Source organism: Rahnella woolbedingensis, from assembly GCF_003602095.1.
Classification (GTDB): Bacteria; Pseudomonadota; Gammaproteobacteria; order Enterobacterales; family Enterobacteriaceae; genus Rahnella; species Rahnella woolbedingensis.
Map to the genome: position 1 here is coordinate 122104 of NZ_RAHH01000004.1, position 25140 is coordinate 147243.

Annotated in this window: 26 protein-coding genes; 19 read left to right on the forward strand and 7 right to left on the reverse strand. The window is 53.0% G+C overall.

What is annotated here, in order from left to right:
- The first annotated feature begins 100 nt into the window (after positions 1–100).
- The gene (gene tldD / locus D6C13_RS04080; RefSeq protein WP_120131554.1) at positions 101–1546 is read left to right on the forward strand and encodes a metalloprotease TldD; all 1446 of its coding nucleotides are present in this window, start codon (positions 101–103) and stop codon (positions 1544–1546) included.
- A 75-nt stretch (positions 1547–1621) separates the two neighbouring features.
- On the opposite strand, the gene aaeR is transcribed toward tldD, so the two are convergent.
- Entirely contained in the window at positions 1622–2560 is a 939-nt protein-coding gene (aaeR, locus tag D6C13_RS04085) for an HTH-type transcriptional activator AaeR (protein ID WP_120131555.1), read from the reverse strand.
- Between the two features lie 303 nt (positions 2561–2863).
- Here aaeR and aaeX point away from each other — a divergent pair, with 303 nt between their 5' ends.
- From aaeX to aaeB, 3 genes are read left to right on the forward strand one after another with little or no spacing between them, the layout of a single operon-like run.
- The gene (aaeX, locus tag D6C13_RS04090) at positions 2864–3067 is read left to right on the forward strand and encodes a p-hydroxybenzoic acid efflux pump operon protein AaeX (RefSeq protein WP_120131556.1); all 204 of its coding nucleotides are present in this window, start codon (positions 2864–2866) and stop codon (positions 3065–3067) included.
- 7 nt (positions 3068–3074) lie between these two features.
- Entirely contained in the window at positions 3075–4010 is a 936-nt protein-coding gene (gene aaeA, locus D6C13_RS04095) for a p-hydroxybenzoic acid efflux pump subunit AaeA (protein ID WP_120131557.1), read from the forward strand.
- Between the two features lie 10 nt (positions 4011–4020).
- Positions 4021–5979, forward strand: a complete 1959-nt coding sequence (aaeB, locus tag D6C13_RS04100; RefSeq protein WP_120131558.1) for a p-hydroxybenzoic acid efflux pump subunit AaeB — start codon at positions 4021–4023, stop codon at positions 5977–5979.
- Positions 5980–6050: 71 nt separating this feature from the next.
- On the opposite strand, the gene D6C13_RS04105 is transcribed toward aaeB, so the two are convergent.
- Positions 6051–6632 carry a maltose acetyltransferase domain-containing protein gene (locus D6C13_RS04105; protein ID WP_120131559.1) on the reverse strand — a complete coding sequence of 194 codons (582 nt, stop codon included), beginning with the start codon at positions 6630–6632 and terminating at the stop codon, positions 6051–6053.
- A gap of 184 nt (positions 6633–6816) precedes the next feature.
- Between D6C13_RS04105 and D6C13_RS04110 the strand changes: the two genes are divergently transcribed.
- The 3 genes from D6C13_RS04110 (at position 6817) to D6C13_RS04120 (ending at position 9125) form a co-directional block, all read left to right on the forward strand.
- A complete protein-coding gene (locus D6C13_RS04110) occupies positions 6817–8277 on the forward strand; it encodes an NAD-dependent succinate-semialdehyde dehydrogenase (RefSeq protein ID WP_120131560.1) in 1461 nt (486 codons plus the stop codon).
- Between the two features lie 102 nt (positions 8278–8379).
- Positions 8380–8829 carry a ribonuclease domain-containing protein gene (locus tag D6C13_RS04115; protein WP_120131561.1) on the forward strand — a complete coding sequence of 150 codons (450 nt, stop codon included), beginning with the start codon at positions 8380–8382 and terminating at the stop codon, positions 8827–8829.
- 5 nt (positions 8830–8834) lie between these two features.
- A complete protein-coding gene (locus tag D6C13_RS04120) occupies positions 8835–9125 on the forward strand; it encodes a barstar family protein (RefSeq protein WP_120131562.1) in 291 nt (96 codons plus the stop codon).
- A gap of 33 nt (positions 9126–9158) precedes the next feature.
- Here the strand turns inward: D6C13_RS04120 and D6C13_RS04125 are convergent, their stop codons facing one another.
- From D6C13_RS04125 to mscS, 3 genes are all read right to left on the reverse strand, one after another.
- Complete coding sequence (locus tag D6C13_RS04125; protein ID WP_120131563.1) at positions 9159–9776, reverse strand: helix-turn-helix domain-containing protein; 618 nt, start codon at positions 9774–9776, stop codon at positions 9159–9161.
- Between the two features lie 199 nt (positions 9777–9975).
- The gene (locus D6C13_RS04130; protein WP_120131564.1) at positions 9976–10245 is read right to left on the reverse strand and encodes a hypothetical protein; all 270 of its coding nucleotides are present in this window, start codon (positions 10243–10245) and stop codon (positions 9976–9978) included.
- Positions 10246–10283: 38 nt separating this feature from the next.
- A complete protein-coding gene (gene mscS / locus D6C13_RS04135) occupies positions 10284–11168 on the reverse strand; it encodes a small-conductance mechanosensitive channel MscS (protein WP_279630045.1) in 885 nt (294 codons plus the stop codon).
- Positions 11169–11451: 283 nt separating this feature from the next.
- Here mscS and D6C13_RS04140 point away from each other — a divergent pair, with 283 nt between their 5' ends.
- Positions 11452–14424 (forward strand): autotransporter family protein, encoded by a 2973-nt coding sequence (locus tag D6C13_RS04140; RefSeq protein WP_167457982.1) that lies wholly within the window; start codon positions 11452–11454, stop codon positions 14422–14424.
- 94 nt (positions 14425–14518) lie between these two features.
- Here D6C13_RS04140 and yjgA read toward each other — a convergent pair whose 3' ends face one another.
- Entirely contained in the window at positions 14519–15073 is a 555-nt protein-coding gene (gene yjgA, locus D6C13_RS04145) for a ribosome biogenesis factor YjgA (protein ID WP_120131566.1), read from the reverse strand.
- A gap of 217 nt (positions 15074–15290) precedes the next feature.
- Between yjgA and pmbA the strand changes: the two genes are divergently transcribed.
- Positions 15291–16631, forward strand: a complete 1341-nt coding sequence (gene pmbA / locus D6C13_RS04150) for a metalloprotease PmbA (protein WP_120131671.1) — start codon at positions 15291–15293, stop codon at positions 16629–16631.
- 163 nt (positions 16632–16794) lie between these two features.
- A complete protein-coding gene (gene cybC / locus D6C13_RS04155; protein ID WP_120131567.1) occupies positions 16795–17181 on the forward strand; it encodes a cytochrome b562 in 387 nt (128 codons plus the stop codon).
- A 187-nt stretch (positions 17182–17368) separates the two neighbouring features.
- Here cybC and rnk read toward each other — a convergent pair whose 3' ends face one another.
- Positions 17369–17779, reverse strand: coding sequence for a nucleoside diphosphate kinase regulator (gene rnk / locus D6C13_RS04160; protein WP_120131568.1), 411 nt, complete (start codon positions 17777–17779; stop codon positions 17369–17371).
- A gap of 398 nt (positions 17780–18177) precedes the next feature.
- Between rnk and D6C13_RS04165 the strand changes: the two genes are divergently transcribed.
- From D6C13_RS04165 to D6C13_RS04205, 9 genes are all read left to right on the forward strand, one after another.
- On the forward strand, positions 18178–18528 hold the full coding sequence (locus tag D6C13_RS04165; RefSeq protein WP_120131569.1) for a PRD domain-containing protein: 351 nt from the start codon (positions 18178–18180) through the stop codon (positions 18526–18528).
- 42 nt (positions 18529–18570) lie between these two features.
- Positions 18571–18936, forward strand: coding sequence for an SFCGS family glycine-rich protein (locus tag D6C13_RS04170; RefSeq protein ID WP_120131570.1), 366 nt, complete (start codon positions 18571–18573; stop codon positions 18934–18936).
- A complete protein-coding gene (locus D6C13_RS04175) occupies positions 18936–19235 on the forward strand; it encodes a DUF4312 family protein (protein ID WP_120131571.1) in 300 nt (99 codons plus the stop codon). The genes D6C13_RS04170 and D6C13_RS04175 overlap by 1 nt, the downstream gene beginning before the upstream one ends.
- A gap of 32 nt (positions 19236–19267) precedes the next feature.
- Positions 19268–20044 (forward strand): DUF4311 domain-containing protein, encoded by a 777-nt coding sequence (locus tag D6C13_RS04180; RefSeq protein WP_120131572.1) that lies wholly within the window; start codon positions 19268–19270, stop codon positions 20042–20044.
- Between the two features lie 12 nt (positions 20045–20056).
- Positions 20057–20704 (forward strand): DUF4310 family protein, encoded by a 648-nt coding sequence (locus D6C13_RS04185; RefSeq protein WP_120131573.1) that lies wholly within the window; start codon positions 20057–20059, stop codon positions 20702–20704.
- Positions 20705–20805: 101 nt separating this feature from the next.
- The gene (locus D6C13_RS04190; protein WP_120131574.1) at positions 20806–21939 is read left to right on the forward strand and encodes an amidohydrolase/deacetylase family metallohydrolase; all 1134 of its coding nucleotides are present in this window, start codon (positions 20806–20808) and stop codon (positions 21937–21939) included.
- Positions 21929–23056 (forward strand): DgaE family pyridoxal phosphate-dependent ammonia lyase, encoded by a 1128-nt coding sequence (locus D6C13_RS04195; RefSeq protein WP_120131575.1) that lies wholly within the window; start codon positions 21929–21931, stop codon positions 23054–23056. Before D6C13_RS04190 ends, D6C13_RS04195 begins: the two co-directional genes overlap by 11 nt.
- A complete protein-coding gene (gene dagF / locus D6C13_RS04200; protein WP_120131576.1) occupies positions 23053–23793 on the forward strand; it encodes a 2-dehydro-3-deoxy-phosphogluconate aldolase in 741 nt (246 codons plus the stop codon). Before D6C13_RS04195 ends, dagF begins: the two co-directional genes overlap by 4 nt.
- Before the next feature lie 120 nt (positions 23794–23913).
- Entirely contained in the window at positions 23914–25113 is a 1200-nt protein-coding gene (locus D6C13_RS04205; RefSeq protein WP_120131577.1) for a lactonase family protein, read from the forward strand.
- The last annotated feature ends 27 nt before the right edge of the window (positions 25114–25140 follow it).

Here is a 25140-nt window from a genome sequence, read left to right on the forward strand (position 1 = left end):
TAGGCTGTTAATAACCTTGTAACAATGGATTGTCCGGCGGGTTGACGTTTTTTTGACGTTCAGCTCGCCGGATTTTCGTCTTAAAAGAGAGTGAACATCTATGAGTCTGGCCTTAGTAAGTGAGCAGTTACTAACTGCTAATAATCTGAGTCATCAGGATTTGTTTTCCGTTTTGGGCCAGTTGTCTGAACGTCGCCTTGATTATGCCGATCTCTTTTTCCAGTCCAGTTTCCACGAAGCCTGGGTTATCGAAGACAGCATCATCAAAGATGGTTCTTACAATATCGATCAGGGCGTTGGCGTCCGTGCGGTCAGCGGTGAAAAAACCGGTTTCGCTTACGCCGATCAGATTACGCTGAATGCCCTGAACCTGAGCGCTACAGCAGCCCGCAGCATTGTCCGCGAGCAGGGTAATGGCAAAGCGCATACGCTGGGCGAAATTGCGTACAAATCTCTTTATTCACCGCTGGATCCGCTGCAAAGCCTGCCGCGTGAAGCGAAGATTGAACTGCTGCACCGTGTAGACAAAATCGCCCGCGCGGCAGATAAGCGCGTGCAGGAAGTCAGTGCCAGCATTACCGGCGTATACGAAACCGTGCTGGTTGCAGCGACGGATGGCACGCTGGCGGCGGATATCCGTCCGCTGGTGCGTTTGTCCGTCAGCGTTTTGGTCGAACAGGACGGACGTCGTGAGCGTGGCTCAAGCGGCGGCGGCGGTCGTGTCGGTTATGATTACTTCCTCGAAACTGTTAACGGTGAAGTCCGTGCAGAAGCGTTTGCCCGTGACGCCGTGCGTATGGCGCTGCTGAACCTGACCGCTGTTGCCGCACCCGCTGGCGGTATGCCGGTAGTACTGGGCGCAGGCTGGCCGGGCGTGCTGCTGCACGAAGCGGTCGGTCACGGTCTGGAAGGTGATTTCAACCGTCGCGGCACCTCTGTCTTCAGTGGTCAGATGGGCAAACTGGTGGCGTCAGAACTGTGTACAGTCGTCGATGACGGCACTATCCCGGGTCTGCGCGGTTCATTGGCGATTGACGATGAAGGTGTGCCGGGCCAGTACAACGTACTGATCGAAAACGGTGTGCTGAAAGGTTATATGCAGGACAAGCTGAATGCCCGCCTGATGGGGGTTGCGCCGACCGGTAATGGCCGCCGTGAATCTTATGCGCATCTGCCGATGCCGCGTATGACCAACACCTACATGCTGGCAGGAAAATCGACGCCGGAAGATATCATCAGCAGCGTGGAATTTGGTCTGTATGCACCAAACTTCGGCGGTGGTCAGGTGGATATCACCTCGGGTAAATTCGTGTTCTCTACTTCTGAAGCCTATCTGATCGAAAAAGGCCGCATCACCAAACCGGTGAAAGGCGCGACGCTGATTGGCTCTGGTATTGAAGCGATGCAGCAGATATCCATGGTCGGCAACGATCTGGCGCTCGATAAAGGCGTCGGCGTATGCGGCAAAGAAGGCCAGAGCCTGCCCGTCGGGGTCGGTCAGCCAACCCTGAAACTGGATAATCTGACGGTGGGTGGTACGGCTTAGTAGAAGATTATTTTGGTGTTATCCCTCCCCTTTCACAAGGGGAGGTGTCAGGTGGAGTTTTGGTTTGATCCGAATTCAATTCCACTGCGCCCCCTTTTTCCCCTGCCGGTATCCCTGATACACCTTACTCACCCGTTTAAAATAGTCCGTCAGATAATCAATGCAGACCTGCACTTTCAGCGGCAGTTTGTCCTTTTCGGTATACAGAGCGTAGACCGGTCGCGGGTCGGACTGGTAGCGACTGAATAAGATTTCCACTTCCCCGGCGTTAATTTCCTCAATTACCCACATCAGCGGCACATAGGCGATACCCACACCGGCTTTTAGCCAGCGGATCATGGTTTGCGAATCGTTGGTGACGAAGCGGCCTTGCGGCGTAATGCGGGTGGAGATTCCTTCAGGCGCGATCAGCTCAAATTCACTGTCGGGACGTACGCTGTATTCCAGCCACGAGAAATTCACCATATCCGCCGGTTTTTCCGGTGTGCCGTGCTGAGCCAGATAACTGCGCGCGGCGCATACCACCATCGGCATCGAGCCTAAGCGGGTGCAGAACAGGCTGGAATCCTGCAACGCACCGACGCGGATCACTACATCCAGCCCGTCGGCGATTAAATCGGGGGCGGGAATACCTGTCACCAGATTCACCGTCAGGCCGGGGTATTCGCTGAGCATTTCCGCGGTCATCGCAGCAAGAACATTTTGTGCCATTGTTGATGAACTGCCGATGCGCAATGTCCCGGTCGGGGTGTTGTTGAAGGCATACAATTGTTCATGTACTTCGCGGACATCGTGCAGCATTTTCCTGCATCCCTGATAGTAAATCTTGCCAGCCTCTGTCAGACCAATACTGCGCGTACTTCGGTTTAATAACTTGATTTGTAAATCGTTTTCCAGCTTTGAAATAGTCTGGCTGATGGCGGAAACGCTCATATCGAGGCGTCGTGCCGCGGCAGTAAAAGAACCGCTTTCTACCACCTGAGCGAAAATCGACATGCGTTTTAATCGGTCCATTGTTAACTCTGGCTTAAAAGTGATTTAGATCACAGAATGTTGATTACTTGATAATAAGCACGCTAATATACCCTTCCGGGCGATAAAACTCAGGTTTCTGTTTTCCTGACATAATGCTTACCTTCGCACACTTCCCTGGCAACTCCACAACTTCGTTTCGTATTTCCCAGTGAATTATTTATCTCCGGGTGCGCGTGGTGTTGCCTAAAATAATGAATAATGTGCGCGCGGGAATAGAGCGTTTATCCGTGGCTAAACTGACCGTCGTAATGCCATTCCTGATGATAATGTAAGGATTTTTTGATGAGTTTGCTTCCGGTAATGGTGATTTTCGGATTGTCGTTTCCTCCGGTGTTTTTTGAAATACTGCTGGCGCTGGTCATATTTTTCGTGGTGCGACGCGTGTTACAGCCCACCGGTATCTATGACTTTGTCTGGCATCCGGCGTTGTTCAACACAGCATTGTACTGCTGCCTTTTCTACCTGATCTCCTGCTTGTTCGTTTGAGGGCGTTGTGAAAAATTTCTCTATAAAAATAATACGTTATGCAATAACGTTGATTCTGGTCGTGCTGGCTGTCATCGCAATCTTTAAAGCCTGGGCGTTCTACACCGAATCTCCGTGGACCCGTGATGCCAAATTTACTGCTGACGTGGTATCTATTGCACCCGATGTCACCGGTCTGATCACTGATGTGCCGGTGATTGATAACCAACTGGTGAAAAAAGGCCAGGTGCTGTTCAAAATCGACCAGCCGCGCTATCAGCAGGCGCTGGACGAAGCGAATGCTGATGTCGCGTATTATCAGGCACTGGCCTCTGAGAAAAAACGTGAAGCCGGGCGCCGTGTGAAATTGGGCGTGCAGGCTATGTCGCAGGAAGAAATCGATCAGGCCAACAACGTGCTGCAAACCGCTCAGCATCAGCTGGCAAAGGCGCAAGCTGCGCGTGATCTGGCGGTACTGGATCTCGAACGTACCGTGGTTGTCGCGCCTTCTGACGGCTGGGTCACTAACCTCACCGTGCATCCGGGGAACTACATTAACCGTGGTTCGACCGCCGTGGCACTGGTGAAGAAAAACTCCTTCTATATTCTCGCCTATCTGGAAGAAACCAAACTGCCGGCGCTGAAAAAAGGCGACCGGGCGGAAATCACCCCGCTGGGCAGTAATCGCATCATGCACGGTACCGTCGACAGCGTCGCTGCTGCGGTCACAAACAGCTCTTCGTCCGCCGCGACCAACGGTCTGGCGACCATCGACAGCAACCTCGAATGGGTACGTCTGGCACAACGTGTGCCGGTGAAAATCCTGCTCGATGATGAAGACCAGCAACATCCTTATCCGGCAGGGACGACCGCGACCGTGGTTATCACCGGCCAGCATGACCGTAAACAAGATGAAGGTTCTCCGTTCCTTCGCATCCTGCATCGCCTGAGAGAGTTTGGCTAAGGCCGGAAAGATGAATAGTTTACTTATCCCGCGCATACGTTTTGCCTGCAAGCTGACGTTCGCGATCCTCGGCGCTCTGGTTCTCGGGTTCTATCTGCAACTCGAGACACCGCGCTGGTCAGCGATGACCGCCGCGATTGTGACTTCCGGCCCGGCGATGGTGGCAGGTGGTGAACCCTTTGCCGGTGCTATTCGTCACCGTGGTTTTCTGCGTGTTATCGGCACGTTTATCGGCTGTCTTGCGGCGCTGGTGATTGTTCTCTCCACCGCCCGCGCGCCGGTTGTGATGCTGCTTTTGTGCTGTATCTGGGCGGGCGTCTGCACCTGGTGGTCCTCTCTTGTGCGCATTGAGAACTCCTATGCGCTGGGTCTGGCAGGGTATACCGCGCTGATTATTGTGGTGACTTCCGCCAGTGCGCCATTGCAGACACCGCAATTTGCCGTTGAGCGGTGCAGCGAAATCGTAATCGGGATTTGCTGCGCCATCGTGGCTGACCTGCTGTTTTCTCCCCGCTCTATCAAAAAAGACATCGATCGCGCCGTCAGTCAGCTGATGCTGGATCAGTTTGCGCTGATGCGGATTTGCGTCAATATCGGGACCAGGGAAGAAATCGATAAGTCCTGGAATAACCTGGTGAAAAGCACGACTGCGCTGAACGGTATGCGCGGCAGCCTGATGATGGAATCCTCGCGCTGGCAGCGTTGCAATCAGCGTCTGAAAGCGCTGCACAGCACCTCGCTGAGCATGATCACTCAGGCCTGTGAAACGTACCTGATTATGCAGGACATGCCACAAAGAGTGTCCCCTGAGTTCAGAGCTCTATTTGCTGAACCGGCAGAAACTATTGCGGATGTTCATCGCCGCCTGAAACAGTTGCGCCAGATTATTACCGGTACGCACAGTGATAATGTGCTGGTGACGCTCAGCGCCTGGACCGGTGCCGGAACCCGCGCGCTGTTGCTGATGAAAGGTATTCAGACCAACAGCAGCATCAGCAGCACTGAAAGCGGCGTGCTGGAAGGCGAAGTTGTGGTGCGTCCGATGTCAGCAGAGCGGCATCATGCGCTGATCAACGGTCTGCGCACTTTCACCGCGACCGCCATTGGCTGTCTGATGTGGCTGTGGACCGGCTGGACGTCGGCCAGCGGCTGCGTGATTATCATCGCCGTGGTGACTTCGCTGGCGATGCGTACCCCGAATCCGAAAGGCATGGCGATGGACTTTATCGTCGGAATGTTGCTGGCGATCCCGGTTGGCTCAGTCATGTTTATGCTGATCATGCCTGCGACGCAGCAGAGTTTGTTTCTGCTGTGTCTGATGCTGGGGATTTTCACCTTCTTTATTGGTATCGAAGTAACCAAGCGTCGTCTCGGGATGCTCGGTTTGCTGGCGGGCACCATCAATATTCTGGTGCTCAGTAATCCGATGAAATTCAACGTGACATCGTTTCTCGACAGCGCGCTGGGGCAGGCGGTGGGCACGGTGATCGCGATGGCAGTACTGCTGATTATTCGCGATAAGTCCCGCGATAAAACCGGCCGTACCTTGCTGAACCGCTTTATGAGCAGCGCGGTATCGGCGCTGACTACCAAGGCGTACCGTCGCCGTGAAAACCACCTGCCGGCGCTTTATCATCAGCTCAATCAGTTGCTGGTGATGTTTCCGAATGACATCGGCAAATACCGTCTGGCGCTGATGCTGATTATTGCGCACCAGCGCATGAAACTTGCCGAAGTACCGGTGAATGATGAGCTGTCGGCGTTCCACAAGAAAATCCGTAACACGGCAGATCACGTGGTTTCGGCGTCGGGAGAAGGCAAGCGGACTTACTATTATCAGCGCCTGCTTAAGGAGCTGGGTGAGTATCAGCAAAAGCTGGTCGATTACGACGCGCCTTTGAAAGTGACCGAACCGGTGCGGCGTCTGACAGAGATGCTCCATCGTTATCAGCATTCGTTTGTGGCGTAATTGCCTGCAAAAACAAAAGGCCGGTGTTTAAACGCACCGGCCTTTTTTAGTTTTATTGTCAAATCTGCACGTTATTTCATGAACGTTTCGCGGTCGGCGGCGGTGATCGGACGTATTACACGGCAGGGTACGCCAGCCGCCACGACATCAGCGGGAATGGATTTTGTCACCACGCTGCCCGCGCCAATCACGCTGTTGCGCCCGATCGTTACCCCCGGATTGACCATCACACCCATGCCCAGCCAGACGTTATCTTCGATGACGATGGGCAGAGAGAATTGCTCTCCTGTGATACGGATTTCCGGATCGATCGGGTGACCGGCCGTTGCCAGCGTTACGTTTGGCGCGAACATCACGTTATCGCCGATGGTGACGGTAGCGTCATCCACCACGGTGAGATTGAAGTTGGCGTAAAAGTTATTGCCGATGTGAATATGCGTGCCATACGCGACACGCAGCGGCGGCTCAACCCAGCCGTTCTCGCCCAGGCTGCCCATGATGTCTTTCAGCATCCGCTGGCGTTTTTCTTCTTCTGACGGACGGGTGAGATTGTAATCGTAAACCCGCTCTTTGCCGTCACGCCGCTCCTGCGGCAATCCTTCGCCCATGTCTGTATAGAGTTCACCGATATTCATTTTTTCGCGCGTCGACATGCTTTCTTCCTTTGTAAAAATGGGTGGAGTGCATTGCAGTCTACTGAGGGAAGGTTAAATTGTGAACGTGTGACATTTCACTTTGCGATCTGTGTCTCTCAGTGCTGTCTGACAGACGCTTCCCGCTAAGCCGCTATACTGACTTAACAGATCGCTTAAAACGGCTTAAATCAGGAGGATCCTCATGTCTGCCCATTCTCATAAACTCTCCGCGCATCCTTTGTTCAAAACCGGCTATTTTGTCGGAGGAAAATGGCTGGAAGCGAAAGACACATTTGATGTGCTGGATCCCGCGACCGGCGATGTGGTCGCCAAAGTGTCAAAGGCCGGAAAAGCGGAAACAGAAGCCGCCGTCAAAGCCGCCAGTGACGCTTTCCCGGCATGGCGCAAAACCACCGCCAAAGCACGTTCTGAAATTTTGCACCGCTGGTATGAACTGATGCTCGAGAACAAACAGTTCCTCGGCGAGCTGATGGTGGCTGAACAAGGCAAGCCGCTGAAAGAGGCGCTGGGCGAAGTCGATTACGCCGCCAGTTATCTGCAATGGTTCAGCGAAGAAGCTAAACGCGCCAACGGCGAAATCATTCCTCCGGCCAAATCCGGTTCGCGCATTCTCGCGACCCGTGAACCGGTCGGCGTGGTGGCGGCGATCACACCGTGGAATTTTCCGCTGGCGATGCTGACCCGCAAACTCGGTCCGGCGCTGGCTGCAGGTTGCACCGGCCTCATCAAACCGGCCAGTAATACGCCGCTCTCGGCGTTTGCGCTGTTGCAGCTGGCGAAAGATGCAGGCGTGCCGGACGGGGTGATTAACGGCGTGGCGGGTGATACGAGCGCCATCAGCGAAGTGATTATGGCAAGCGATGCGGTGCGCAAAGTCTCCTTTACTGGCTCGACCGCCATCGGCAAAACGCTGGTGCGTAACAGCGCCGACACCATGAAAAAAGTGTCGATGGAACTCGGCGGCAACGCGCCATACATTGTGTTTGATGATGCGGATATCGAAGCCGCCGTGAAGGGCGCTATCACTTGTAAATTCCGTAACACCGGACAGGTGTGCGTGTGCATCAACCGCATTTATGTGCAGGACGGCGTCTACGAGGCGTTCACTTCGCGTCTGGTGGAAGAAGTGCGCAAGCTGAAAGTCGGTAACGGTATGGACGAAGGCGTGATTGTCGGCCCGCTGATTGACATCAAAGGCCTGGAAAAAGTGGAAGAACACGTCAAGGACGCGCTGGAGAAGGGGGCGAAACTGATGGAAGGCGGTCAGCGTCACAAACTGGGTGGCAATTTCTTCCAGCCAACGGTGATTATCAATGCGACCGACGACATGAAAGTGGCGCACGAAGAAACCTTCGGCCCGCTCGCCGCCTGTTTCCGTTTCAAAACGGAAGAGGAAGTGATTAAACGCGCCAACGACACCCCGTTCGGGCTGGCGGCGTATTTCTACAGCCAGAATCTGCAGCGTATTTTCCGCGTCGCGGATGCTATCGAAAGCGGGATGATCGGCATTAACGAGTGCGCGATTTCCAATGAAGCCGCGCCATTTGGCGGCGTGAAAGAGTCCGGTCTGGGGCGTGAAGGGTCGGTGCTGGGGCTGGAAGAATACTTGCAGGTGAAAACGCTGCATTTAGGAAATCTGTAAGCTCGCTTTCCAGAAATCGATTTTTAAGAAACAATAAACAGGCACCGATGATGGCTGGCTTACACTCTGGCCTGTATACAAAGGACAATATAAAGGACGTCAATGAAGGCATTTAACGGGCTGCGTTCGCGCAAAATGATGATGGCAGTCGCGGTCATTCTGGGGCTGTCCGGTGTGGCCGGGCACGTTGTCGCGAAATCGACATACAAGCAGGGCACAATCGTTGCGGGCACGGATGAACAAGCCGTGGTGAGTTATTTGCGCCAGAATCACAGTCTGCCAGACAATTATATCACCAAGAAAAAGGCGCGCGAAGCCGGCTGGGATGCGCGTTCAGGTAATCTGTGTGATGTGTTGCCGGGGAAAGCCATTGGCGGCGACCGGTTCTCAAACCGGGAAGGTCGGCTGCCATCGGCCAATAAACGGGTATGGCGTGAAGCAGATATCAACTATCGCTGTGGCCGCCGTGGTGCTGACCGCGTGCTGTTTGCCAGCGACGGACTGATTTACGTCAGTAAAGACCATTATCAGAACTTCGTTCGGGTGGAGTAATGTCGATGAATAAAGTGAGCTTCGATTTTAATCACATCCCGGATTTACCCGCATTCTACGCCGAGTTTGCCCGTCAGTTTGAACTGACCGACAGCTTTGGCGCGAATCTGGATGCACTCTGGGATGAGGTAACTGGCGGGATCGCGTTGCCGATTGAGATAGATTTTATTAACCTGAATGCCAGTCGCAAGCGGCGTTTCGGCGCACTGATTTTGCTGTTTGAAGAAGCGGAAGAGGAGCTGGAAGGCGATCTGCGGCTGAACCTGCTGGATGGCAAAATACGGGCGAAAGAGTAATGCAATATCACCGGGGAACGGGGGTTTCCCGGTTTAGAATTCGTTTGGAATATTATCGGCCAGATATTCCAGATAACCGTCTTTGAGGACGATATAACCACCTTTCTTTAATTCGGACAGTATCCCCATCACACCACTGCGGGACAGACCAGAGCGGCGCACAATATACTGGGTCACCGTCATTTTTGATTTTTTCTCATCCGGCAATTCATTGAGATCCTGCAGGTAAGATTTCACGATATTGTAGCGGTCGCGGTTAATCAGATTCACATCCCGGCGGATTAAATAGGTCACGGTATGGGTAGCGACGATAAATAAGGTTTCCCAAAGGTCATGCTCTCTGGCAATTTTCATAAAATCATCATAAGGCAGAGTGAGGAATTTTGTGGGTCCTGTGGCCTTAATATAATAATAATCGCTTTCTATTCTGTTGTGCATGATACCAAATGCATAAGGTGCAACTATTTCAGAAATCAGCAGGTCATCTTGCCGCCGGTAAAGTTGTATGCCGCCTTGTGCGAGAAAAATCACGTTTTCCTCAGCCTGTGAAAGAGCCAGACGTTTGCCTGCTTCAAACTCCAGGACCTGAGCCACCGGTTCGCAGATATCAACCAGTATCTGAATGGTATGGGCAGGCTTTCTGAACCTCATTTTGCGGACCCCTGATGCGACCGGTGAAAGTATTATAAAAGTAGTCTACCTACATTGTTTTTTCAACTTAATGATAAATAATGGTTTTATCTAAAGCGTGACGACGTGCTTATCGTAAGGCACCTGGCGTCCGGTATTCTGATGGCGACATAACCCCCGATTTTTAAATGCCCGGCTAAATGATTGCAGGCTGACGGATTTACCGGACGGTATTGCGGACTGCTTTAACGCCTGAATGATTGCTGGCATCAGAAACTTTATCTTTTGCATCGGCGATTTTGTCTTTTTTAGCATCGAGGTTAACGGTATCCGCTGCGGCTTCTTTGGCTGAGCAGCGTCCGCTAATGCCTGTTGTGGCATTCATGGCAGCGCTTTTAGCGGCTTTTTCTGCGGTGCAGTCAGGATTAATAATGCCAGCGCTGGCGCTGAAACAGGCAAAAGCCAGTAAACTGGTGATTAAGATACGCATGGTATTCTCCGGATAATATAACGGGTGACAGTACATGTTTAAGCTGCGCTTTTGGGCAGCGAAACGGATTTCTTTGCAGACAATTCATTACGGTGTAAATGCACATCCATTTGCGGATAAGGGATGCCGATATTATGTTTGTCCAGCGCGGTTTTAATGCCTTCCATGACGTCGAAATACATATCCCAATAATCTTCATTACTGACCCAGGCGCGAACCACATAATTTAAAGATGACGGGCCCATATCATGCAGGCGAACCATCAGTTCGGTGTTGGGCAACAGCCGTTTGTCCGGACTGACGACGGCCATGATCACCTCTTTGACATGTTCAATGTCGGTGTTGTAGGCAACGCCCACCATAATCTCGAGCCTGCGTGTGGGATGGCGTGAGAAGTTGACGATATCACCGGCAATGATTTTCCCGTTGGGCATCACCACCGATTTATTATCGACCGTACGCAGCGTGGTGGAGAAAATATGCACCTCTTCCACGGTGCCGGAAACGCCGCCAATTTGTGTGTATTCACCTGCCTTGAACGGGCGTAATGACACCAGCAGCACACCGGCGGCAAAGTTGGAAAGTGAGCCCTGTAAGGCCAGACCGATGGCCAGGCCAGCGGCACCGACCACGGCGATAATGGATGATGTTTCTACGCCCATCCGGCCCAGCGCGGCAATCACGGTGAAGGTCAGCAGCGCGTAACGCAGCAAGGTGCAACAAAACTGTGTCACCGTACGGTCGACGCCACGGGCGTTCATCAGTTTGCGCAGTCCACCTGCGGCCAGCCGGGCAATGGCACTACCAATAAACAGTAACAGGATGGCGACGACGAAATTAATGAGCATCTGGAACATCAGATGTTCATTATCCGCTATCCACGCCGTGGCATTTTTTATAATAGAGAACTTTTCATTTTGCACAGTTTACGCTGCCTAAATTAATTCATCAGAATACAGTGCTCAATTTTATACACTGGCGGGAGTGATGAGAATTCGAACAGGTGCCCATAATTGGGCATTGAATTATCCGGTATAAATGGATGAAGATTCCGTCACTAAAATGGCTGTAGTTTTTCGATCATTATTCTTTTTACTGAACGAATATAAGAAAAATAGCTGCCTGGGGAATATCTATTTCCCCGTGTTTTCTGGAAGGTATTTACAGCCTGAAAATACCGGTCATCCGATAAGAGATACCTGCATTATGATACGTAATAAATACGCTAACCGGGCGCTGATGCTGGCACTGCCCACTTTATTTTCTGCCTCTGCTTTCGCGACTGATTACACTGATTCCGTTACGGCTTCACCTGCCGATAATGTCACTTTAAATCCGGGCGATACGGTCACGCCAGATGCCGGAAAGAGTGGCCTTAATACCAAGGGCGGCACAATTTCCGGCAACCAGATCACTATCAACACCACAGGGGTTTATGGGGCAGGCGTGGTGGTGACGGAAAACGGCTCCGTTTCACTGACGGACAGCCAGATCACGACCGGGAATAATGCCGGAGTGGGCGTGTATACCGATGGCGGCAACGCAAACATGAACGGCGTGACCATTGCTACCTCCGGCACTAAGGCGGCGGGTGTTCAGGCGGATAACGGCAGTCATGTCAGTCTGAATGATGTTTCGGTGAGCACCGGCGGCACTTTTTCATCTGGTATTGATGCTGAAAATGGCAGCAGCGTTTCGCTGAGTGGAAACAACACCATTTCGACTGATGCGCTGGCCTCTGTGGGTATTTTCGCCGATTCCGGCTCTGATGTGACTCTCTCCGGCACGACCAATGTGAATACCTCCTATTCCAGCACCTACGGTGTTTATGCCGGCGGTGGCAGCACTATAAGCGGCTCCGGACTCAATGTGACGACCACCGGTAATGAGGCGTCCGGCATACAGGTGGATGACTCAGTGGTCGATCTCACCGGCAGTGCGGTAACCACCCGAGGTCAGCAGGCCGCTGGGGCGCGTGTTATCGGGGAATCGTCGCAAATGACGCTGGATAGCAGCAAGATCGCCACCTCTGGTGATTTTTCTGTGGGGGTGCAGGTTGACAGCGGGGCACAAATCGCCCTGAGTAATACCCAAATCACCACCAGCGGAGACGAAGCGAAGGGAATTACTTTAGATGATACCTCTAAAACCGGTGCGCAAACCTCCGTTACCCTGAGCAATGTGGCTATCGACACCCGTGGCAATAACGCCACCGCACTGATGATTTTTGCCCAGACCGATGGCCTGATCCAGGCCGATCATCTGAGCATCGCCACCAGCGGAAGCAGCGCTTACGGACTGGATATCAAAAACGGTAGCGCGACATTCAGCAGTTCGGAAATCTTCACTTCCGGTGACCACGCTTCAGCATTGTATGTAGAGGGCGGGGACGTGGCACTGGCTAACAGCACCGTTCAGGCCAGTGGTGCAGACTCTTCTGCGTTGGCGCTGCAGGATACCAAGGGATCCCTGGTTTCAGCGGATAACAGTTCGCTCAGCGCACAGCAGGCGGCGGCGATCACCGCCAGCGGCTCGGTGGCCGATATCAGCCTGACCAATGGCAGCACGGTGGCCTCTGACACGGGCGTCGTGCTGGATGCCCATAGTAATGACACCGGTACTGCCAGTGACGTTACGCTCAGTGCCGACGGCAATGTTTATCTGGCCGGGGATATTCAGGCTGACGCGGGCAGTACGGCGAATGTTTCTCTGAGCAACGATTCGATGCTAAGCGGCGGAGCAACCCACGGCGGGACTTTCACGCTGGATGACAGCAGCCGCTGGGACGTCACGAAGGATTCGGATGTGCAGACGCTGGTACTGAATGGCGGCGTGATTAATTTCGAGCAAAACGCGAATTGCACCACGCTGACCACCGGTTCGATCGACGGCAGCGGCGGCACATTCAACATGAATGTGATGCTCAATGAGGGCGGCAGTAATACGCAGTCTGACCAGTTGGTGGTTAATGGCGATGTCTCCGGGCAGAACACGATTTATGTGAATAACACCGGTGGCACTGGCCAGCAAACTGTCGGCGACGGGATTGAACTGGTCGATGTTCAGGGCACTTCCGGCAGCGACAGCTTTCAGCTTGGCGCACCGGTCGAATCCGGCGCGTATGAATACATGCTATATCAGGGGGGCGAAACGCCCGGTTCCAATGACTGGTACCTGCGTTCACAGCTGGTCAGTGATGATGATTCCACCACCGCTTACCGCCCCGCAGTGCCGGGCTATGTCATGATGCCTTCACTGGATCTCGATTATGGCTTCACCACGCTGGGTCGCCTGAATGAACGTTCGGGAGATATCGGGGCTTTCGAAAACTCAGGCAGCCGGAAGGACAGCGACGGCGTCTGGGGACGCGTCAGCGGAGGAGGCAGCAGCCAGAATTCGGGGCGCTTTGGTGCAGATCAGGACAGTATCTTTGCGCAATTTGGTAAAGACTGGAAAGTGACTGATACTGCCGATGGCGGCAGTGTTCACGCCGGCGCGATGTTCACCGTAGGCAGCATGAGCGCAGATTTCACTGACAGTATGCGCAACCTCAATTCGACCCTCTCCACCGATACCGGCCACAGTGATATGCAGGCTCAGGGCATCGGCGGTTATGTCACCCGCTATTTTGCCGATAATGCCTATTTCGATTTCGCCGGGCAATTTACCCATTATCGTAATAAATACAGCGATACCTACGGCGTGACGGGCAATCAGAATGGTCTGGGCGGGGCACTTTCGGGGGAAACCGGCAAACCCTTTACGCTGGATAATGGCCTGGTGCTCGAACCTCAGGCGCAGCTGATGTATCAGTTTCTTTCGCTGGATAATTTCAACGACGGTATCTCTGACGTGTCCGGTGAAAACCAGAATGCCGTGCGGGGTCGTATCGGGTTACGGATGTACCATGCTGCTGAAAACGCGGATAAAACCAAAGGTATTCAGCCACAGCTGACGGCAGATATTCTGCACGACTTTATAAAACCGCATTCTATGAGGGTAGGGGACACGGAGTTTTCTCCTGAAACAGCAAAAACCTGGTATGAAGTCGGTGCTGGCGTTACCGGAAATATCACCACTAACAGCCAGCTTTATGCGAACGTGAAATATGAGCACAGCTTTAATGATAATGATCGCGAAGGCGTTTCTGGCCAGATAGGTTTTCGTTATAGCTGGTAAATGCGTCACGCTTTTATTGAAGAAATAGAATGAAAAAGGCCAGTGCGGGAATTCATCCTGCACTGGCCTTTTTAGGACATTTATTACATCGAAATCAGTGATCCTGACCTTCAGCCAGTTCGCGCAGATACTGGAAGATCTGGCGGTAAGATTTTGGCGGCTTGTTCGTCGCTTTCTCTTTCTGCGCGTTGCGGATCAGCGCACGCAGTTGCTGGCGGTCGGCTTCCGGGTACAAATCCAGTACGGTAGGCACTGCATCGTCACCTTCTTCTACCAGACGGTCACGCAGCATTTCCAGTTTATGGAACAGGGAAACCTGCTGATTATGGCGGTTTTTCAGCTTATCCAGTGCGGTTTCAATCGGCTCGACGTCGCGGGAACGCAACATTTTACCGATCAGCTGCATCTGACGACGACGGCCTTCTTTCTTGATCTTCTGGCATAAATCGATCGCAGCGCGCAGATCTTCATCCAGCGGCAGTTTGTCCAGCGAGTTTTTACCCAGATCCACCATTTCTGCACCGAGATCTTTCAGCGCCTCGGCGTCACGTTTGATTTCACTTTTACTGACCCAGATGATTTCTTCTTCATCATCGTTCTCGTTTTTCTCGGGAACGTCATCCAGCCAGTCGTCAATTTTCTTTGTCATGGGCGCTTCCTCTTATCGAGGTAATCCTGTCAGTTTGATTGTGCTTTATTGCTTCGGCCGCATTATGCCACAGAGATGGCGGTTCTGTTGCAACTTCGGTTTCAACAACCAGGGAGTGAATGCGAAATTGTAGCGAGTCTCTGTTAGACTCAAAGGTAAGAGTTTCTGTATATCAGTGTAGAACAATCCCTTTTATCTCATAAGCGATGGCATGCCGATGAACGTAGTGAATCAAGTAGCGCAGCAGCGTAAGACTCTGGAACAGGCCGTATCTCAGGCACTTGAACTGGCGAAAGCGGGTTCAGACGCCGCAGAAGTGGCGGTCAGCAAAACCACCGGTATCGGCGTCAGTACGCGTTTTGGCGAAGTCGAGAACGTGGAATTTAACAGCGACGGCGCGCTGGGCATTACCGTTTATTATCAGAACCGTAAAGGCAGCGCGTCTTCAACCGATTTAAGCCCGGACGCTATTTCCCGCACCGTGCAGGCCGCGCTGGATATCGCCCGTTACACATCCCCGGATCCGTTCGCGGGCGTGGCCGATATTGAAATGCTGGCGTTCGAGGCACCTGATCTGGATTTATTCCACCCGGAAGAGCTGGATCCGGATCGCAGCATTGAGCTGGCCGCCCGTGCAGAACAGGCCGCATTGCAGGCCGACAAACGCATCACCAATACCGAAGGCGGCAGTTTCAACAGCCACTACGGCATTCGCGTATTCGGCAACAGCCACGGCATGCTGCAAAGCTACTGTTCGACGCGTCATTCAATTTCTGCGTCAGTGATTGCCGAGCACGAAGGCGATATGGAACGCGATTACGCCTATTCCATTGCCCGTAAAATGAGTGACTTGAAAGACCCTGAATGGGTGGGTGCCGAGTGCGCGCGTCGCACGCTTTCACGTCTGGCACCACGTAAGCTGCCAACCATGCAGGCTCCGGTATTGTTCGCTTCCGAAGTGGCGACCGGCCTGTTCGGACATCTGGTGGGGGCGATCAGCGGCGGCAGTATTTACCGCAAATCCTCCTTCCTGCTCGACAGCCTCGGTAAACAAATTTTGCCCGAGTGGCTCACCATCGAAGAACATCCGCACCTGCTACAGGGGCTGGCTTCAACACCGTTCGACAGCGAAGGTGTCCGCACTGAACGTCGCGATATCGTCAAAGACGGCATCCTGCAAAACTGGCTGATGACCTGTTATTCCGCGCGAAAACTCGGTCTGCAAACCACCGGTCATGCGGGCGGCATCCACAACTGGCGCATCGCTGGTCAGGGTGATGATTTCGCCGGTATGCTGCGTAAGCTCGACAAAGGCCTGGTGGTGACGGAACTGATGGGTCAGGGCGTCAGCGGCGTGACCGGTGACTACTCGCGCGGCGCGGCTGGCTTCTGGGTTGAAAACGGCGAGATTCAGTATCCGGTAAGCGAAATCACCATCGCCGGTAATCTGAAGGACATGTGGCGCAATATGGTCGCCATCGGCAGCGATATCGAAACCCGCAGCAACATTCAGTGTGGTTCCGTGCTGTTACCTGCGATGAAAATCGCCGGGGAATAATCCGTCATAAAGCAGCGATCGCCCGGTCGCTGCTGCTTCTTCCGCTACCATTCTTTACAAAAAATTCATCCCGTTTTTCTCTCTCTCAGCCTATTTTTATAAAGCCTTACAAGCAATGTCGTTTTATTTAACAAATAAATAACAATAGAGAGAATAAATCATTATGCGTAAACAACTGATGGCGTTAGCGGTAGTCGCAATGCTGGGAAGCAGCACGGTGGCACTGGCGGCAGATTTAGAATCTGACATGGACACGATTTCTGATAACTACAGCAAAGTGCTGAAAACCAGCGATCAGGCGGAACTGACGACGGGTCTGGCCAACATGAAAGCCGCGGCGGAAGATGCGAAAAAAGCCACTCCACCGAAGCTGAAAGGCAAAGCGCCGGACAGCCCGGAAATGCAGGATTACCACAAAGGTCTGGATACGCTGATCGGCCAGATTGATAAAGCGTCTGAACTGGCGAAAGCCGGTAAAGTGGATGAAGCCAAGAAAGAAGCAGAAGGGTTTAAAGCGACAAGGAATGAGAACCATAAGAAGTTTAAGTAACGGATCCCTGCCTTGCTCCCTGTGAAATAGCCGGAACTTTTCTCGTCTTGCTCCTCCCCCTGCGAAGGGGGAGGTTGGGAGGAGGTTTTAAATACAAAACAATGAGTTAAAAGCACACTTTAAATTTTGTTTTTGACCTTAATACCCCACCGCAGCCCTCCCCTTCGCAGGGGAGGGAGTCACTGCCTTAACTACGCATTTCTCCCGCCGCTTCCGGCTGAAACAATAACGCCAGCACCTCGATCCGGCTGTCTTCTCCGTTCGGCATCTTCCATGTGATACTTCCACCCACGCGCAGGCCCAGCAACGCTGCCCCAAGCGGTGCCATCACTGATAACTGCTCGTTACTGTCTTTCAGCGCCGCCGGATACACCAGCGTGCGGATGTGTTCTTCGCCTTCTTTACCTTCCGTAAAGCGAACCTTGCTGTTCATCGTAACTACGTCGGCCGGGATTTGCTCGGGCGGCAAAATCTCTGCGCGATCCAACTCTTCATTCAGTGCATCGGCGACCGGGCTGCTGGCAAACGCCGGTTGCGCCAGCAGTGTGTCCAGGCGTTCTGCGTCAAGTTCATTGATGATCAGTGTCGGTTTACTCATAACATTCTCCAGGGTTCCTTTTGCATCACAGGCTTCATGCGAGTGGGGTGCCGGTAGGCAAAAAATAACACCCCCGCGGGTAAGCGCGGGGGTGTCAGTGATTTGCATCTGTTCTTTGATACTAGGCACTCTTAAGCGGAAATGAAAGCGTTGTGAGGGAATTAATCCGCATTGCGAAAATTCCGATTACCAGTGAAATACGCTGCTACAGACGGCAATATTCAGTGATATGGCGACTTAACTTTTCGTTTTGCGAATTGGATCTGCTCAGCTCATCGTATTTCCACTTCGAACTGGAAAAAGACCCACTACACAGGAAATCCCCCCAGGGTTAGGGTAAAGACAGACGAAATAAACGGCTGAAATAGTGAGTCAGGTAAGGAGAGAGGTAATCGCGAGTGAATAACGCAATCGCATCTGTGAACGGAATCGGGCGGATTGAACTGGAAGACGCCCCGGCGATAACAGAGCAAGTTTTAAAAGATATTCAGACAATGCAAAGCGCGAAGAATATCTACACCACAGATGTTCAGTTGCAGATGTTAACGTCTCATGTAAAAGCCATGGTATTACGCTCCATTACCGGCGAGCCGTTACCTGAAGTTGAGAAAGATTTATTTGATGAAATTTCTGCCGAGTCCATGCAAATGGCAGGGGAAGTGGTCAGCTGGTTCGGAAATTTACCGATTGAGGAAGCGTATTTGCTCTCGGTACATTTTGAAGTCGCAAGAGACAACGAGCCGAAATAACTTTTTAGAATACAGCGAATTAATTAATCGGAGATATGAATTATGGGACAAGTATTAGTCGTGATCGGCGACCGTTTAGGTAAAGGCCAGAAAGTGGCGGCAGGCGTGGAAGCGGCTGGCGGAAGAGCCATTGTTGTCCCTGGTATGGCAGCAGATATGAAACTCGGCGACGTGATGAAAGCAGAAGGTGCCAGCATTGGTATTTCTTTCTGCGGCAGTGGCGGCGCAGGTGCGATTACCGCACAAAACAAATACGGATATAAAGCCAAGTACGGGATGCGCTCAGTGGATGAAGGTGTCACGGCAATTAACGAAGGCTGTCTGGTATTAGGGTTCGGATTTATGGATAAAGAAGAACTGGGTCAGCGTCTGGTCGAAGCTTATAACAAGAAGTATGGTCAGGCTTAATGAAGCAGCAATTAACCACGACAGTTCGGGTTGAAGGAAAAGGCGAAAATAAGGCTGCCGCCTTTTCTTCCGCACTGAGTCAGGTTCAGAGAACGGTTCTCAAATCTTCTGCCAATAATGTCTTGCTGCGTATTGAACCGCAGGACGTCAAGGTAATAAAGGCAGAAGAGTCAGTGAAAAGAGAAAAGTTTCTGTTCTTTTTTCTGGCCAGGGAAAGAAAAAGTTATTACGTGGCGTTAGACATTATCGTCAACCTGACTGTTATTGATACGGAACAGGTAGTTTTTGTCACGAAATAAAAACGTTAGCTATAAATGACAAGGATATACTGATGTTTTTAATTATTTTATTTAAGTCGCTTATTATCGGCGGACTGGTAGGTGTGGGCGTAGGTGCGGGTGCCGCACGTATGTTCCATGCACCTACCGTGCAAGGGATGGGGGCTTTTCGTACTCTTGGGGAATTAAACTCCTGTGAAGGCGATCCGGCTTCGCATTTCTCATTTGGTCTGGGCTTCTTCTTTAACGCCTGGGCATCTTCCGTTGCAGCAGGTTCTTTCACGCAGGACGTCGACCACCGCATCATCCCTCACTGGGCTACCGCGGCGCTGATGTTCAAAAACCGCAATGTCGCTGAAACCATGCATGATCCGCGCAAGATGGCGATTGCCGGCGGCATCATCGGCATGATTGTGGTGGCGTTCCTTAACACCACCGCATCAGCCGTTCCTCCGGCGTTGCAGGTCACGGCCATCAAAGTGCTGGTGCCCGCGGCTAACCTGCTGGTGAATACCGTCATGCCGGTGATCTTCTGGCTAGCGGCTATCGATGCAGGGCGTCGTTCCGGTTTCTGGGCCACCATCTTTGGCGGTCTGGCGCAGATGATTATGGGGAACGCCGTACCGGGTCTGGTGCTGGGTATCCTGATCGGTAAAGGCGTCGAAGAGAGCGGCTGGAACCACGTCACCAAAGTGATGATGGGCGCGATTATTGCGCTGTTCGTCCTCAGCGGTTTCTTCCGTGGTTTCGACGTCAAACTGTTGCAGTCATTCATGCTGGACGTTCCGACATGGCTGAACGGTATTCACAATTCACTCAGCGGTAAGTAAGGGAGCATGACAATGGAAGAACAAGCCAAACGTGGTTTCTGGTACGCCGAGTGGTCGTTCCCGATTTTTGTCGGACTGTTGTCCTCCGGCGTTTTCGCCGGGACACACATGTACTACCTGTACGGTATCGGCGCGTTTAACGAAGTGGCATTCGTGTCGATGTTACGTTCCGGCATGGACACCGGTGTGTACGGCGCAGTGGCGGCCTTCGGTGCCAGCTTCCTGTTTGCCCGTATCATCGAGGGCTCACTGGTTGGGATCCTTGATATCGGCGGCGCAATCCAGACAGGTATCGGTCTGGGCGTCCCGGCGCTGCTGCTGGGTGCCGGGATTATCTTCCCGGTGGCGAACTTCGCCGCTTCACTGGTGACCGGCCTGATCCTCGGTTTAGCCGTAGGTTACATCATCATTCTGGCACGTAAATTCACCATCAATCAGAGCAACTCGACCTATGGCGCTGACGTGATGATGGGTGCGGGTAATGCCTCCGGCCGTTTCCTCGGGCCGTTGATTATCCTGTCAGCAATGGCGGCCTCGATTCCTATCGGTCTGGGATCGTTGCTCGGCGCACTGGGTTTCTATCTGTGGCAGAAGCCAATCACCGGTGGTGCGATCCTCGGTGCCATGCTGCTGGGTGCCATCTTCCCGGTTTCACTGTAAGAACCGCAGTGCCGTAGTACAGAAGAATAGAAGCAGCAGTACATAAGCAGTATAAGGGCGTCGGGAACACTCCTGGCGCCCGGGATTATGGAGAACGTCGTATGTATGACTTAATCATCCGAAGGGCAAAGCGCACAGACGGCAGCCTGACAGATATTGCAATTCAGGACGGCAAATTCGCCGCCTTTGGTACTCTGGCAGCCGATGCGACTGCCCGCCAGACTCTCGATCTTCAGGGCAAGGTTTACGCCAGCGCTGGCTGGATCGACTCCCACGTTCACTGTTACCCAAAATCGCCGATTTATCATGACGACGCCGACCTGATTGGCGTGGCCTGCGGTGTCACCACCGTGGCGGATGCCGGAAGCACCGGCGCGAATGATGTCGACGATTTCTACCAGATAACCCGCACGGCGAAAACCAACGTCTACGCATTTCTCAATATCGCCCGCACCGGCATTGTCACGCAGAACGAACTGGCGGATATGTCGCAAATCGACAAAGCCGGCGTGCGTGACGCCATCGCGCGAAATCCCGGTTTTATCATTGGTATCAAAGCGCGCATGAGCAGCAGCGTGGTCGGCCAGAACGGCATCAAGCCGCTGGTACGTGCCAAAGAAATTCAGCAGGAAAACGACGACCTGCCGCTGATGGTGCATATCGGCAACAACCCGCCGAATCTCGATGAAATTGCGGATTTACTGACGTCCGGCGACATCATCACTCACTGCTATAACGGCAAGCCGAACCGCATTCTTTCGCCAGAAGGCGTGCTGCGCGATTCCATTAAACGTGCGCTGAGCCGCGGCGTGCTGCTGGATGTCGGTCACGGTACCGCGAGTTTTAGTTTTGAAGTGGCGGGGCTGGCTATTAAACAAGGCATTTTGCCGCACACCATCAGCTCCGATATTTACTGCCGTAACCGTATGAACGGGCCGGTGCATAGCCTGGCAACGGTGATGTCGAAGTTCTTTAGCGTGGGTATGACGCTGACGCAGGTGATTGATTGTGTCACGTCTCACGCCGCCGACGCGTTGCGCCTGCCTGCTAAAGGCCGTCTGGAAGTCGGTGCTGACGCCGACCTGACCCTGTTCGAGCAGCGTTTTGCGCCGCAGGTGTTTGTTGATTCCGAAGGACAGTCCGTGAAGGGCGAAAGTTTGCTGGTGCCTCTGGCCGCTGTGGTTGCGGGCGTCACCCTGTTAACTGAAGAAGGGAAATCTGCTCATGTCTTCTGAACAATCTTTGTATGAAAAGTACCAGTTAAAACAAGTTATTAATGCCTCAGGCCGTATGACGATTCTGGGCGTTTCGACGCCGCGTGAAGAAGTGGCTGCGGTGGTGAACACCGGTCTGAATCATTTCTTTGAGATGAAAGATCTGGTGAACAAAACCGGCGCTTACATCGCAAAACTGCTGAACGTCGAAAACGCGGTGGTGGTTTCCTGCGCTTCCGCCGGGATCGCGCAGTCAGTTGCGGCTGTGATCGTCAAAGATGACGCCTGGTTGCTGGAAAACCTGCACGCCGCGCCGCTGGAAATTCCGCACGATATCGTGTTGCCAAAAGGCCATAACGTGAACTTCGGCGCGCCGGTCGCGACGATGGTCACGATGGGCGGCGGCAAAGTGGTGGAAGCCGGTTATGCCAACGAATGTTCTGCCGCGCAGCTTGCTGCCTGCATCACGCCGCGCACGGCCGCCATTCTGTACATCAAATCGCACCACAGCGTGCAAAAAAGCATTCTGTCGGTTGAGGAAGCCGCCGAAGTGGCGCGGGCGAATAGTCTGCCGCTGATTGTCGATGCTGCCGCAGAAGAAGACCTGACCTGTTATTACGAGATGGGCGCGGATCTGGTGATTTACAGCGGTGCGAAAGCCATTGAAGGGCCGACCAGCGGTTTGGTGCTCGGCAAAAAACAGTACGTCGAATGGGTAAAACTGCAATCGGGCGGGATTGGCCGTGCGATGAAAGTCGGTAAGGAAGGCATTCTTGGTCTGACGCAGGCAATTGAAAGTTACATCACGCTGCCGAAAACGACCGGGCAGGAAATGGTCGACAAGATGACGCCATTTATCGCCAGTCTGAATGAAATCAACGGCGTCACAGGCCGCGTGGTCTGGGACAGCGCCGGACGCGATATCGCGCGCACGGAAATTACTTTTGATGAAGCAGTACTTGGCTGGAAAACCAAGTCCATTGTGGACGCCATGAAAAACGGCGATATCGCCATTTATTTCCGTGGCTACCGCGCCAACGAAGGCAAGATTGAAGTCGATGTGCGCAGCGTGACGCCGCCGCAACTCGCCATCGTCGCAGAACGTTTTAAACAACTTTTTAGTGGAGAGAAAGCATGAAGCTGACCCCGAATTTCTACCGTGACCGTGTATGCCTGAATGTGCTGGCGGGTTCGAAAGACAATGCCCGTGACATCTATGAAGCGGCAGAAGGTCATGTGCTGGTGGGTGTGCTTTCCAAAAATTATCCGGACGTCGCAAGCGCGGTAGCGGACATGAAAGAGTATGCCGCACTGATTGAAAACGCGTTGTCCGTCGGTTTAGGCGCGGGCGACCCGCGTCAGTCGCTGATGGTCAGCCAGATTTCTGCACAGGTTCAGCCGCAGCACGTGAATCAGGTCTTTACCGGTGTGGGCACCAGCCGCGGAATGCTTGGGCAAAACGACAGTGTGGTCAACGGTCTGATTTCACCGACCGGTAAAGTCGGTTTCGTGAAAATCAATACCGGGCCGCTGAGTTCAGCCTCTGCTGACGCCATCGTGCCGGTAGAAACCGCCATTGCGCTGCTCAAAGACATGGGCGGCAGCTCGGTGAAGTATTTCCCGATGGGCGGTCTGAAAACCCGTGACGAATTCGCTGCGGTGGCCCGTGCCTGCGCAGAACAGGATTTCTGGCTGGAGCCGACCGGCGGTATTGATTTGGAAAACTTCGAGCCGATTATGGAAATCGCGCTGGCGGCAGGTGTGACCAAAATCATCCCGCATATCTACAGCTCAATCATCGACAGCGCATCGGGCAACACCCGTCCTGAAGATGTAAAAACTCTGCTGGCCAGCGTCAAAAAGCTGGTGGGCTGAAGGTTCTGACCTTTCCTGCGCGGTAAGCCGTCTGCGCGGTTAAACACCCTGCATCCCACAGTCACTGAGCGGATGCAGGGTTCTCTCGTTTGTCTGATATCCCAAATTCTGAGGAAATATATGAGAAACTGGTTTCTGATTTCAGGTTTAACCTCCGCGATACTGGCAGTTTCTGCCATGCCGCTTTATGCAGCAGAAAAAACAATGACTTCGACGACTCCACATTTTGCTTATGTCGGCACCTACAACCCCAACGGTGAAGGTGTCTACCGCTTTAAATTCGATTCGAAAACCGGCGCGCTGAGTGATAAAACGCTCGCCAGCCAGTTGCCAAATCAGGCGCAGATGGTGCTCAGCCACGATGGCAAAACACTGTTTATTGGCAGTGAAATAGATAATTACAACGGCGGCAAACATGGCGCTGTGGCGGCCTATCGCATTGCGCCGGAAGACGGCAACCTGACGCTGATTAATCAGGTGGATTCGCAGGGCGCAGGGCCGGTGTATCTGTCACTGACGCCAAAAGGTGATCATCTGCTGGTGGCGAACTACATCAGCGGCGTGGTGGCGGTCTTCCCGGTCGATGCCAGCGGAAAATTGAGTGAAGCCAGTAACAGTCAGCAGGATTCCGGTCCGGCGGGCGCGGGTAAACCGGCAGCAGCGGCAGAAGGCAGTTTTGCCATCAGCGACCACAACGGGCCGCACGCGCATATGGTTGCCACCGATCCTTCCGGAAAATTCGTGTTCTCCACCGATCTGGGGCTGGACCGGATTTACCAGTGGAAGCTCAATAGTGAAAGTGGCGTGCTGGAAGCTAACGATCCGCCGTTTATCAAAGCCTCATCGGAAGGTGCCGGACCGCGCCATTTTGTTTTCCATCCAAACGGCAAAGTGGTTTTCCTGATCAACGAAGAAGCCTCGACGCTGACCAGTTATCGCTTTGACGCGGCAAAAGGCACGCTGACGGAACTGCACAGCCTGTCATCGCTGCCGGCCGGTTTCAAAGGCTCCAACTTTGCCGCGGGCATTGTGCTGAGCAAAGACGGCAAGCATTTGTATGTGGCGAACCGTCTGCATAACAGCATCGCGCAGATCAACGTGACCGGCGAAGGCGCGATGACCTGGAGTGATGAAACCTGGACGCGCGGCGATTATCCGAGAACGCTCACTTTGTCACCGGATGGCAAATATATTTACGCAATGAATCAACGAAGCGATAACATCACCAGATTCAAGGTATCTGGCGAAAACGGCAAACTGTCATTCGTTGATGATTATGTGGCTGTGGGCAGCCCGTCACAGATGGTGATTGCGCCCTGACAGCGTCCTGCATCAGAACTAAACCCT